8 protein-coding genes and 4 tRNA genes are annotated in these 13,100 nt (G+C 44.7%); 4 read left to right on the forward strand and 8 right to left on the reverse strand.

Translation table 11 applies throughout. The annotated features are described in order from the left end of the window. Positions 1 to 112: 112 nt before the first annotated feature. The 7 genes from gldE to E5358_RS08875 form a co-directional block, all read right to left on the reverse strand. The gene (gene gldE, locus E5358_RS08845) at positions 113 to 1,435 is read right to left on the reverse strand and encodes a gliding motility-associated protein GldE (RefSeq protein ID WP_135939835.1); all 1,323 of its coding nucleotides are present in this window, start codon (positions 1,433 to 1,435) and stop codon (positions 113 to 115) included. Next, positions 1,436 to 1,837, reverse strand: coding sequence for a single-stranded DNA-binding protein (locus E5358_RS08850; protein ID WP_135939836.1), 402 nt, complete (start codon positions 1,835 to 1,837; stop codon positions 1,436 to 1,438). Beyond that, positions 1,830 to 2,450 carry a hypothetical protein gene (locus E5358_RS08855; protein WP_135939837.1) on the reverse strand — a complete coding sequence of 207 codons (621 nt, stop codon included), beginning with the start codon at positions 2,448 to 2,450 and terminating at the stop codon, positions 1,830 to 1,832. The genes E5358_RS08850 and E5358_RS08855 overlap by 8 nt, the downstream gene beginning before the upstream one ends. Positions 2,451 to 2,495: 45 nt before the next feature. Continuing rightward, a tRNA-Gly gene (locus E5358_RS08860) sits at positions 2,496 to 2,568 on the reverse strand. A gap of 45 nt (positions 2,569 to 2,613) precedes the next feature. Next, positions 2,614 to 2,700: transfer RNA gene (locus tag E5358_RS08865), tRNA-Leu, on the reverse strand. Between the two features lie 39 nt (positions 2,701 to 2,739). After that, a tRNA-Leu gene (locus tag E5358_RS08870) sits at positions 2,740 to 2,821 on the reverse strand. A 49-nt stretch (positions 2,822 to 2,870) separates the two neighbouring features. Further along, positions 2,871 to 2,943: transfer RNA gene (locus E5358_RS08875), tRNA-Gly, on the reverse strand. A 982-nt stretch (positions 2,944 to 3,925) separates the two neighbouring features. Here E5358_RS08875 and rho point away from each other — a divergent pair. Next, positions 3,926 to 5,797, forward strand: a complete 1,872-nt coding sequence (rho, locus tag E5358_RS08880) for a transcription termination factor Rho (RefSeq protein ID WP_135939838.1) — start codon at positions 3,926 to 3,928, stop codon at positions 5,795 to 5,797. Positions 5,798 to 5,941: 144 nt separating this feature from the next. Here the strand turns inward: rho and E5358_RS08885 are convergent, their stop codons facing one another. After that, complete coding sequence (locus E5358_RS08885; RefSeq protein ID WP_135939839.1) at positions 5,942 to 7,306, reverse strand: FimB/Mfa2 family fimbrial subunit; 1,365 nt, start codon at positions 7,304 to 7,306, stop codon at positions 5,942 to 5,944. A gap of 442 nt (positions 7,307 to 7,748) precedes the next feature. On the opposite strand from E5358_RS08885, the gene ffh reads away from it, so the two are divergent. The 3 genes from ffh to thrA all read left to right on the forward strand — a co-directional run bounded on the left by ffh (position 7,749) and on the right by thrA (position 13,077). Next, positions 7,749 to 9,098, forward strand: coding sequence for a signal recognition particle protein (gene ffh, locus E5358_RS08890; RefSeq protein WP_135939840.1), 1,350 nt, complete (start codon positions 7,749 to 7,751; stop codon positions 9,096 to 9,098). A gap of 66 nt (positions 9,099 to 9,164) precedes the next feature. Beyond that, positions 9,165 to 10,046 (forward strand): bifunctional methylenetetrahydrofolate dehydrogenase/methenyltetrahydrofolate cyclohydrolase FolD, encoded by an 882-nt coding sequence (gene folD, locus E5358_RS08895; protein WP_135939841.1) that lies wholly within the window; start codon positions 9,165 to 9,167, stop codon positions 10,044 to 10,046. 595 nt (positions 10,047 to 10,641) lie between these two features. Next, positions 10,642 to 13,077: a bifunctional aspartate kinase/homoserine dehydrogenase I gene (gene thrA, locus E5358_RS08900; RefSeq protein ID WP_135939842.1), complete on the forward strand. Its 2,436-nt coding sequence runs from the start codon at positions 10,642 to 10,644 to the stop codon at positions 13,075 to 13,077. The last annotated feature ends 23 nt before the right edge of the window (positions 13,078 to 13,100 follow it).

Here is a 13,100-nt window from a genome sequence, read left to right on the forward strand (position 1 = left end):
ATTGATTCCCCACAAAGATGGTTGACTTCCGATTTAGAAATTCAGCCCATGATTACTTTGCATTACCATACAACAAATGTAATCACGAGCAATTCTATTGAACGTAACAGCATTATGCATTGTCCGCCATAATCATCAGCTTGACTTTGGAAATACGCCTGCCCTCCAATTCAAGAACCTCAAAAGAGTAGTTCTTATATGCCAATTTTTCATGAAGCACAGGGAAATCACCTTTCAGTTCCAAAAGCATGCCTGCTATGGTGCCATTGTCACCACTTGCCTCGTCAAACTCATCATCATCGACATCAAGAATCTTCACAAGGTCTGTTATCAATGTTTTTCCTTCAAATACATATATACCATTGGCAATCTGCACGTACGAACGTTTTTCATCATCAAACTCGTCATTAATCTCGCCTACAATCTCTTCAAGAATGTCTTCAAGAGTAACTATTCCTGATGTTCCTCCAAACTCGTCCACCACAATGGCTATATGCACTTTGTTCTTTTGGAAATCACGCAGCAAATCATCAATTTTCTTTGTCTCAGGAACAAAATAAGGCGGTCGGATAAGCGACTGCCAACGGAATGTCGACGGTTTGGAGAGATGTGGCAGCAAATCTTTGATGTATAGCACGCCACAGATATTATCCTCGCTTCCCTGATAGACAGGGATGCGACTGTAATTATTCTCAATAACACATTTCAGCACATCGGCATACGAGCTCTGAATCTCCAAATCCACAATGTCCTGACGGCTGGTCATGACCTCTTTTGCCATCTCATCACCAAAGCGGACAATACCTTGGAGAATCCTTTCCTCCTCACGAATGTCATCCTTGTCCGTAAGTTCCAACGCTTGTTCCAATTCATCCACACTAAGGACATAATTATCCTTTTGCACAACTTTGGAAGCCAAAAAGCCTGTGGACATCAGTATAGACTCCAACGGCCAGAATACAGTCCGGCATGTCATCACCGCTCCGCATATCCTACGGCAAAATGCCAACGGATTCTGACGGCTGTATACTTTCGGAAGAATCTCACCAAAGAGCAATAATATAAATGTCAGCAGTACTGTAACACAGAGGATTTCAAGCCATACGACACCACCGAAATCAACAATATGTGTGAAAATATAGTTACACAGCATAACTATAGTCACATTGACAAGATTGTTGACAATCAATATTGTAGCCAAAGTGCGCTCGGAATCCTCACGCAAATATTTGATGGTCGCATCAGTGCTGGAATGTTCCGGGGCGAGTTCTGAAAGTTCATTCGGTGAAAGAGAGAAAAAAGCTATCTCCGAGCCACTCGCCAACCCGGAAAAGAAGATAAGAACAAGTGTCAGCACGAAAGCAAAAACAACACCAACTGTTGGTGTTATGAAATGCACTTGCCCTAATGATTGTAATATAATGTCCAAGTCCATCTAAAATGGAATTTCAATGTTATCTTTTTCCTGTCCCATGGCAGCAGGCTGCGTCTGCCCAGTATTCTCAGACTTCCTTGGTGACAGCATTTCCATATTATCAACAAGAATATCGGTTACAAGCTGACGCACTCCACGCTTGTCCTCCATAGTACTGTATCTGATACGCCCTTCTATATATAGCTTGTCGCCTTTATGAACGTAGCGCTCCACAACCTTTGCCAGTCCCTTGCTGAAAGTAAGTGAATGCCAATCCGTTCGGTCAGGAACCTGAGTTCCGTTGGGGAGAGTGTAGCCACGTTCTGTTGTAGCAAGCCTGACATGAGCCACGGCTTGGTCTGCCGCATAATACCTGACATCAGGCTCCTTTCCCACATTACCTATAAGCATCACCTTATTCATTGTACTCTATGGGTAAAGGTTTGCATTCACCAAGGAACTTGTACCTGAAATTCTTGCCTTTGGCTGACGGGAACTGGCTGCGTCCATCAACACGCGAATACAGATGGTCAACAATGCGATTATAGCAATCCATACCGGACATAGCCTTGCATCGTGCTACGAAATGCGTATCACGGTATTCGCTCTTGCCTGTGGACGGATTGGTCACGACACGCTTGAAATCAAGGCTGCCTTCATACCAGCCGAAATGCTCCTTCTGCAAAGAATAGACTGCCGATTCAACATTATGCACATTGGCATTCCTATAGTCATTATACCCCTGACCATAGAAAGAGTTATGCATGCTGCCTTCATTTGCCTGTGACACAGATTTTTTGCGATAGTCCTTGAATGCCTGCATCGTGTCCGCATCAGTCTTTATCATAATAAAATAGACCTTTGGACGCACTTTGTAGCGTTTAGGGAAACGGTTGTCACTTTCGTAATACTCACGTATATCCGAGGCTATGCGCTCATTCATACATATCTCGTCTATACCATACAGAAAAGAGATAGCGTCATCGGCATTGGTCACCAATATTTCGCTATCAAAATATCTTACATATAAATTCATTAGTGATGTCGTGTTTTTTCTTTGCTTTCCTTTAAAGAAAAGAAGAGCGGAAAACGAGACTCGAACTCGCGACCCCAACCTTGGCAAGGTTGTGCTCTACCAACTGAGCTATTTCCGCAAAAAAATACGGAGGTTAAATCCGCATTCTGATAAGATTCTTGAGTGGTGAAGAGGAGGAGACTCGAACTCCCACGTCACGATTGACACTACCCCCTCAAAGTAGCGCGTCTACCAATTCCGCCACCTCTCCAGCATATCTCAAAATCACAGAATACTCTGCAATATTGTGTGCCCAGAACAGGACTCGAACCTGCACGCATCGCTGCACACGCACCTGAAACGTGCGCGTCTACCAATTCCGCCACCTGGGCATTCAAACCTTTCCACTTCCACAAGAAGAAAGCCATTATTCAAGATGTGAGCGGAAAACGAGACTCGAACTCGCGACCCCAACCTTGGCAAGGTTGTGCTCTACCAACTGAGCTATTTCCGCATTTTCGTGTTCTTTACCAGAAGCATTTCTCCAAATGCGAGTGCAAAGGTACTGATTTTTTCCGAATCCTCCAAAATATTTCAAGCATTTTTTTGCAAAAAAGCTATTTTTCCACATTACACCTTAATAATATTAATAGGCATGGCATATCATGCTTCATCCGGCACCTTGCAAGACTCACACACGAAACAGATACACCAAACCAACCTGGAGAATTAGAAAACTCATGGTCTTTTTGCCCTCCATATTTCATGCGGAAACAATATAGAGACGACAGACAGCCTGATATCGCACGAATTTGTACACCCGTTATCTCACTGTATATCAAAACATTATCATCACAAAACAAAATCACACATACAAGAAAGCACCGCGAATGGTCACCTTTCGCCATTTTTTTGTAACGAATAACAGTGGATTTGCTAACCTCCCTCATTGCAAAAGGTTACTTTCCATGATGCAAGAGCTAACCTTTCACAGCACGAAAGATAACGATTGGAGACGCAGAGTGTCACATTTCATCTCTGAAAACTTAGTTTTTCCTATTATGATAAATAGAGAATTAGAAAACTCATGACATTTCTTTGCTGCAAAAAGGAAGGTGTATGGATGTCTCACAACAGGCGACATTATCCTTGCAACAGCAACAAGACACAATAAAAGCACTTTGGATGAAATGATGCTTGCGTAAGTGTTGGCATGTGCCAGACACTGCCGGACTCACAGCCACGACATGAGTCGGCATGGCAGAAATTTCCAATTGAAAACACAACCTATTCTTAATGCAAACACAAGCATCTGCATCGCTTTTCCTGCCAAAAACGCACAAAAATGAGCAAAAGGACAAAAATCACATACCTTTTTCTTAAAATTATTTTGAAATAACAAAAAAAAATCATACCTTTGCACAAATTTCCAAAGGCACATTTCCTTGACGTGCCTTTTTTCTAAAATTCACCCGACTTTATTCTAACAATACAATATGGTTGATACAGAAGAGCCTATAAAGCGCATGCGTAAAAGAGTTGTCAAGAAAGAAGCTCCTGACCATGTCTATAGTGTGAATGGCATTGAGGGAGAAAACCTTGACACCAAAGCATCACAAAAGAGAGCCATGGAAAGCGCACAACTATTCTCAACACCAATGGTCACTGATTCCGACTCCACAGCAAACCCTTTCCCTAAACATCGTGGGCGAAAGTCAAAAGCAGAATTGGAGTATCTTGCAAGAATCGCTGAGGAAAATGCGAAAAGCCAGAGTTCCCTTGAAACAGAAGTTGCCGACGAGAATTACAATGATGTGGATGCTGAGCAACCGGAATTTCCGGAAACTATCAGTGCAACAGACTACACTGATAATCAGGAATACGACTATTCGGAGGACGATGCCATGCCAGAGGAAGAGATTGTCGATGATGCCACCATTGCCCGGCTCCAAGAAAAGATGAATACACAAAACACGCCTGAGGAGGACACCGAGGACGAGGATGAGGAAGAGGAAGAAGAAGATGACGAAGAGCAAGACAGTGACTCCGAAGAAGATGCAGAAACCTCGGAAAACGGAATCTGGCTCGGAGACCCTGGCGACGGAACAGACTTCATCACAATAGAGGACTTGCCTATTGTGGACACAAACATGACTGTCAATGTCGACATATTTGACAATCCGCAAACAAACAAGATACTCTCAGCATCACTGCAAGTGTCGGAAGACAGCATACCATGCTTTGATTTCAAGGAGAGTATCAAGGCTATCGGTTTCACAGAAGTAATGGCGGAGGGCTATGCTTTCCTGCGCTCAAGCGACTACAATTATCTTTCTTCACCTGACGACATATTCATCCCTATGCCAAAAGTGCGCAAGTTAGGGCTGAAAACGGGAGATATGGTGGAATGCACAGTGTGCCCGCCAAACACCGGAGATAAATATTTCATCTTGCAGGATGTACTGAAAATCAACGGCAGAGACCCGCAGGAGATTCGTGACCGTGTGCCTTTCGAGCACCTTACCCCACTCTTTCCTGACGAGAAATACAATCTGTGCGGCAATCCAAAGACAACAAATCTGTCAACACGGATAGTAGACCTCTTTTCTCCTATCGGAAAAGGACAACGCGCACTTATTGTCGCACAGCCAAAAACGGGTAAGACAATACTCATGAAGGATATCGCGAATGCTATAGCATCAAGCCATCCTGAGGCTTACCTGATGATGCTCCTCATTGACGAACGCCCGGAGGAAGTCACCGATATGGCACGCACTGTGAACGCAGAAGTCATCGCCTCAACTTTCGATGAACCCGCAGAGCGTCATGTGAAAATAGCGGGTCTTGTGCTGGAAAAAGCAAAGAGGATGGTGGAATGCGGACACGATGTGGTGATATTCCTTGATTCAATAACCCGCCTTGCACGCGCATATAACACTGTCGCGCCTACAAGTGGAAAGGTTCTCACCGGTGGTGTTGATGCCAACGCACTGCAAAAGCCAAAGCGCTTCTTCGGTGCAGCACGCAACATAGAAGGTGGCGGCTCATTGACAATCATTGCGACAGCACTCATTGACACCGGCTCGAAAATGGATGAGGTTATCTTCGAGGAGTTCAAAGGAACCGGCAACATGGAGCTGCAGCTTGAACGTTCACTTGCCAACAAGAGAATATTCCCTGCTGCGAACCTTATACTGTCAAGCACTCGTCGCGATGACCTGCTGCAGGACAAGACAACTCTTGACCGCATGTGGATTCTGCGCAAGTACATCTCCGACATGAACCCTATCGAGGCTATGACGGAAATACAGAACCGTATGCGCGGCACACGTGACAATGAAGAGTTCCTGCTCACAATGAACTCATAAAAACAACAAGCCACGTGTCTTTTGCGAGTGCAATTCATTGTTTTAAGAACATGAAAATGCTTGCCAAAAGCACCTATACGAAATGTCCTCAAAACCGATTTGGCTTTGAGGACATTTCGTATAGGTAACTCTCTGTCACGCAACTTATTTGCGTTTGACTGTTATCGACTTGACAAGCCTGAGATTATATGCAACAGTAGCACCCGCAGCGTTTATCTTCCCATTTACAGCAAATGTGAATGTAGATTTGCCATTGTTACAAAGGTAACGAACGTTTCCACCTGTTTTTGTCTTTGACAATTTCACACCACCGGCATTGGAAACCACACTGTTGAGCTCATCCAATGCCGAATCAGATGAATAAAGCTGATTCAACACCGTAGCTTCCTCTGTTGTCGGGAAGCGCCATTCCATCAAACCATTCTCTGCATATTTGTCGACAAGCGCATTCGTTTCCGCTTTATGACTCTCATTTGCCATTGAATAAACATTGCTCCATTCATCAAGGGACAGCAATACAATATCCGCCTCTTCTGACGTTTTTTCATCCGAAATCACAACAACATGTCCATTAACGACTTCACCTGCTTTTGGTAAAGAAGACATGTACCATGTAGTCTCGTTATGACTGCCGCCTGAGTTTACACCAGGACCAAAATCAAAGGTTGTCTCAATAGGCTTTGCCCACTCCCCTCCTTGGATTGAAGCCGTTATGTCTGCATCGGATTCCACTCCATCATATTGCCCTGTAAATACATAGGGGACACCTGCGTTCAGTATGGCATTGTAAGTGTAGGAATATGACTGTGATGAGCCATCGGCAAATGTCAGATGCATCGTCAGCATAGTCTGTGAGTTCTGTGTCGGCATTACATAAAACGTTTCCGTAGTCCATGAGTCTCCGGATTTCCGACTTGGGACAGTAACAGACTTCGCGTTATCATACAAACCGTTAAATGACATGGTGCTATACGGTGTACTGAGAGAAATATCCATACTGGTGACATTTGCCGGCGTATTGAGCAACCTTACGTTTACAGCTGCTTGCCTGTATCCCATCCTGATACTTACTGACTGTGATGCAGACGAAGACACAATAACATCTGCATTGCCTGTAGAAAACGGTTTCATGGCATATCCGCATTCCGGCATGCGAATTATTGTTGAAGACAGCACATCGCCATCCACAAGCGAATAATTCTCCGGCAATGAAACTGCTGTTAACCGGTAAGTGCCTTTGGGGAGTTTAAGCACAACGGTGTTTTCCGCATCAGAAGTTATTGTTCCCGAAGCTTTGCACATACCACTCTCGTCAAAAGCATATATTCGGACAGGATATTCTATCGGTGTGTCACTGGCACTCCTCAATGAAATGTTCACAGACTTTCCCTTTGAAGATGGTACAGTTTCAACACCATCACCTTCATCAGACGTGAAATCAGCTTGCTCACAGGAGTTAAAAGTCGTCGCCAACAATGCAGCGATGCATACAATAATCTTTTTCTTCATAGTTTCAGTTGGTTTTAGTTTATCAGAAATAAATGTATATGAGCAGAATGTAAAGTTATATTCCAAATTCCCTCCGAATCTTTTATTCATTAAGAAATGTCAGCAAATTCACAAAGTAACCTAACATCAGCAAAGGTAAACCAATTATATTGAAATATCATAATATGAAATGAAAAATTATCAAAATTTCACAATTAAGACCCTCATTCACAGATATTAGGCATAAAAGAGAAGGAAAAACAGTGGTCATTCCGCTATAAGAAAATGCAAATCAACAGAAACCACAATGTCACAGAAGCCTGCAAAAAAGCAACTATCAAACAATAAGCCACATTAAATGCCACAGTTTTGTTATAGTAACTTAAAATCTTAATTTTCAACTCACTACTTTTATATTTTTTTTGTATCTTTGCATTTTAGATAACAAATACAAAGAAAAGATATGTTTGAAAACTTGAATGAACGTCTGGAAAGGTCGTTCAAGATACTGAAAGGTGAGGGAAAAATCACCGAAATCAATGTTGCGGAAACACTTAAAGATGTGCGCCGTGCACTGCTTGATGCCGATGTTAACTATAAAGTTGCAAAAACCTTTACAGACACCGTGAAGCAAAAGGCATTGGGCATGAATGTGCTCACTGCCATCAAACCGGGTGAACTCATGGTCAAGGTGGTCCATGACGAGCTTGCAGCACTCATGGGTGGCAAGGCTACAGAAATGAAACTGGAGTCAACTCCGGGGCATCCGGCTGTCATCCTTATGGCAGGCCTTAACGGTGCCGGAAAGACAACCATGTCAGGAAAACTCGCCCTGATGCTTAAGTCCAAGCAGCACCGCAAGCCATTGCTTGCTGCCTGTGACACTTTCCGTCCTGCAGCCATGGAGCAGCTCCGTGTACTTGCAGAGCAGGTTGCTGTGCCATGCTATATAGAGGAAGGTGCGACAAACCCTGTTGCCGTTGCAAAGGCTGCTATCAACCATGCGCGGCTCAACGGCAATGACATTGTCATCATCGATACCGCAGGCCGTCAGTCTATCGACGAAGAACTGATGGTACAGATTCGTGACATAAAAGATGCAGTGAATCCGGACGAGACCCTCCTTGTCATCGATGCAATGATTGGTCAGGAAGCTGTCACTACAGCAAAGACATTCAATGACAGACTTGAGATCGATGGTGTTATCCTTACCAAACTTGACGGTGACACACGTGGTGGTGCAGCCCTTTCCGTACGTGCCGTTGTCGACAAGCCTATCAAGTTCATAGGCACCGGAGAGAAAATGGAAGCATTTGATGTCTTCCATCCTGAGCGAATGGCAGACCGCATCCTCGGCATGGGTGACGTTGTGTCACTTGTGGAGCGTGCACAGCAGCAGTTTGACGAAGAAGAAGCAAAGCGCCTTGAGAAGAAAATACGCAAGAACAAGTTTGACTTCAATGACTTCCTCAGCCAGATTCAGCAAGTAAAGAAGATGGGTAACGTCAAAGACCTTGCCGCAATGATTCCCGGCGTAGGAAAGGCAATCAAGGATGTCGAAATTCCTGACGACCCTTTCAAGAACATTGAAGCCATCATAGGCTCCATGACACCGAAGGAGCGTGAGAACCCGGACATCATCAACCAGTCACGCCGCCAGCGCATAGCCAAAGGCTCCGGCACTGACATTCAGGAGGTTAACCGCCTGATAAAGCAGTTTGACCAGACACGCAAGATGATGAAAATGGTGACAGGCATGGGACCAGGCAAGATGATGGCTATGGCAAACGCCATGAAAAACCTTAGACGATAACATATTAGTATACATGCGTTGCCACATACACGGCAACGCATCTTAATTTATCATATTTCCATTCCAATGTACCAATTAATAGACGGAAAAGCAACAGCTGCAGCCATAAAGGCAGAGATAGCAGAAGAGGTCAAGGAAATCATGGCAACGGGCGGCAAGCAACCGCATCTTGCCGCAGTGCTCGTAGGGCATGACGGTGGCTCCGAGACTTATGTGAAAAACAAAGTTCTTGCATGCGAAGCCTGTGGCTTCAAGTCCACTCTGATTCGTTACGAGGACGACATCACAGAGGAAGAACTGCTTGATTGTGTTGACAAACTAAACAAGGACGAGGACGTTGACGGATTCATTGTACAGCTCCCACTCCCGAAACACATCAATGAACAGAAGATTATTGAAGCCATTGACTACAGGAAAGACGTGGACGGCTTCCACCCTATCAATGTCGGCCGTATGGCAATCGGACTCCCATGCTTCATTTCCGCCACACCACTTGGCATCATCACCCTGCTGAAACGCTACAACATTGAGACCAGCGGAAAGAAATGTGTTGTTCTCGGACGCTCTAACATTGTAGGAAAACCAATGGCACAGCTCATGATGCAGAAACAATACGGAGACTCCACAGTTACCGTATGCCATTCACATTCTGCAGACCTCAAGAAAGAATGCCGCGAAGCGGACATCATCATTGCAGCAATTGGCAGTCCAAACTTTGTCACAGCAGACATGGTAAAGGAAGGTGCTGTGATTGTAGATGTCGGTACGACACGTGTGCCTGATGCAACACGCAAGTCAGGCTTCAAGCTGACCGGCGATGTAAAGTTCGATGAAGTTGCGGAGAAATGTTCATTCATCACTCCTGTACCGGGCGGTGTCGGTCCTATGACAATCTGCTCACTGATGAAGAACACTCTCTCAGCCGGAAAGACAGAGTTCTACAAATAAACAATACATGATGAAATAGCATCTTGGAAAGTATTTTTTCAAGCGTAAGTTGTGCGAATCATAGTTTGCAGAACTTACGCTCTTTTCATATATAGGCAAGCATGATTACATGATGATTATCAAAAACTTACATTACCGCATTAAACTTAAGATAAAAATCATTTATCCAATACCTGCCAAAAGGTAACACTTTATGCGGTGAAAGGTTACCTTTAACATGACAAAACACAACCTTTGGCACTGTAAAACGTTACCTTTGACCATGACAGCATTTGCGTTACACTTTTACTATTGCCTTCTCTTGGTTTCCGTCATACCTTAGCGAATCAGTCATAATACTAAAAAAAGCAAACAAATTACATATTTAATAGGAGAAAAGCATCGTTTCTTGAGAAATTATTAGTATATTTGCACTAAATTATCATTCATTGGGCAAAGGCCGGCTTTGCAGTTTGTCTTACGCAAGGGAATCCTCTTTTGTTTTGAGGTCTTGAACGAGGACGGTGCCGAATCAGCATTTGCCCGGATGTGTAACCGTCTCCGTCCCCTTACGTATCGGGGAATGCAGGCAGACCAAAAACATTAATAGAACGAAATGAAAGTATTGAAATTTGGCGGAACAAGTGTAGGTTCTGTTGAAAGTATTCTCAGCCTTAAGCAGATTGTCCTTAACGCTGCAGAAGAGCAACCGGTAGTTGTAGTTGTCAGTGCCCTTGGTGGTATAACCGACAAGCTTATTGCCACATCACGCCTTGCCGTTGAGGGCAAAGACGAGTGGAAACAGGAATTTGACGCAATGGTTGACCGTCATCATAAGATGATTGACACCATAATCACTGATTCCAGAAACAGGGAAAAACTTTTTAACATTGTCGATGCACTGCTGGAACAGTTGCGCTCCATTTACTCCGGCGTCTACCTGATACATGACCTTTCGCCAAAGACTCAGGATGCCATTGTTGCCTACGGAGAAAGACTTTCGTCACAGATTGTGGCAACACTTATCGAAGGGGCACATTGGTTTGATTCACGGGAGTTCATCAAGACTTCTTCCAAGAACGGGAAGCACATTCTTGATTCGGAATTGACAAACAAACTTGTCAAAAAAACATTTGCCGACCTTCCACGCATCTCTCTTGTACCGGGATTCATCTCCATGGACAAGGACAACGGTGAGACTACGAATCTCGGACGTGGCGGTTCGGACTACACAGCATCCATCATTGCTGCCGCACTCGGAGCAGAGATTCTTGAGATATGGACCGACGTTGACGGCTTCATGACCGCTGATCCGAGAGTCATACCAGCAGCATACACCATCAACCAGCTATCTTTCATCGAAGCCATGGAGCTGTGTAATTTCGGTGCGAAAGTAATTTACCCTCCGACAATCTATCCGGTGTGTGTCAACAACATTCCTATCAGGGTGAAGAACACGTTCAACCCTCAACATCCCGGAACACTCATCAAGCAGAAGGTTGACGATGACAACAAGCCAATCAAAGGCATTTCGAGCATCAAAGGCACGACACTTATCACCGTGACCGGTCTCTCCATGGTCGGTGTCATAGGTGTCAACCGACGTATTTTCACAGCACTTGCCGAGCAAGGGATTTCCGTGTTCCTTGTTTCGCAAGCATCATCCGAGAACTCAACATCCATTGGTGTGCAGGACACCGATGCGGAACATGCCGTGACTGTGCTCAACAACGAGTTTGCCAAAGAGATTGAGACCGGAGCAATGTTCCCAATGTCAGCAGAAAGCGGTCTTGCCACAGTTGCCATTGTGGGCGAGAACATGAAGCACACTCCGGGCATTGCCGGCAAACTGTTCGGTGCATTGGGACGTTCGGGCATCTCTATCATCGCATGTGCGCAGGGTGCTTCAGAGACAAACATCTCGTTTGTCGTGCAGGAGAAATATCTCCGTAAGTCGCTCAATGTCATCCACGACTCCTTTTTTCTCTCGGAATACAAAGTCCTCAACATCTTTATCTGCGGTGTAGGAACCGTAGGCGGCAAACTCATAGAACAGATACGCGACCAGCAGGAAATACTGAAAAAGCACAGCCGCCTCAACCTCAATGTCGTAGGAATTGCCTCTTCAAAGAAAGCTATATTCTCGCGCGAGGGTATAGACTTGAACAAATATCGCGAGCAACTCGACCAGGCAGAGCCAAGCAATGCAAAGAAAATGCTTGAAGGCATACTGAAAATGAACATCTTCAACAGTGTTTTTGTCGATTGCACGGCATCTATTGAGGTGGCTAAACTCTATCAGGAGCTGCTTGAGCACAATGTCAGTGTCGTAGCTTGCAACAAGATTGCCGCCTCTTCCAAATACACTAATTACAAGCATCTTAAGGAAACGGCACTTGCTCATGGCGTGAAATTCCGCTTTGAGACAAATGTCGGAGCAGGACTGCCTATCATCGGAACAATCAACGACCTTGTGCATTCCGGTGACCGCATACTTAGGATTGAAGCAGTGTTGTCCGGGACACTGAATTTCATATTCAATGAACTTTCCGAGGAGGTGCCATTCTCGGAGACTGTACGTCTTGCGCACGAAAAAGGATATGCAGAACCGGATCCGCGCATAGACCTTTCTGGTATGGATGTTGTCCGCAAACTTGTCATTCTCGCACGAGAAGCAGGCTACAAAGTGGAGCAGGACGATGTCGAGAAGCACCTTTTCGTTCCGGATGAATATTTTGAGGGCAGTTTGGAGACTTTCTGGAAGAGGCTTCCGGAACTCGACAAAGAGTTCGAGGCAGAGCGTAAAGTGATGGAAGAGAACAATATGCGTTGGCGTTTTGTTGCAAAACTTGACAATGGCAAGACTAGCGTCTCATTACAGAAAGTTCCACAGGAGCATCCGTTCTACGAGCTTGCCGGTTCCAACAACATTGTCCTTCTTACAACTGAACGCTACAAAGAATATCCTATGCTCATACAAGGCTACGGAGCCGGAGCATCTGTTACGGCAGCCGGAGTGTTTGCCAATGTGATGTCTATCGCCAATATATAATAATGTGAAATCAAAGCATCAAT

The organism is Palleniella muris (assembly GCF_004792655.1).
Classification (GTDB): domain Bacteria; phylum Bacteroidota; class Bacteroidia; order Bacteroidales; family Bacteroidaceae; genus Prevotella; species Prevotella muris_A.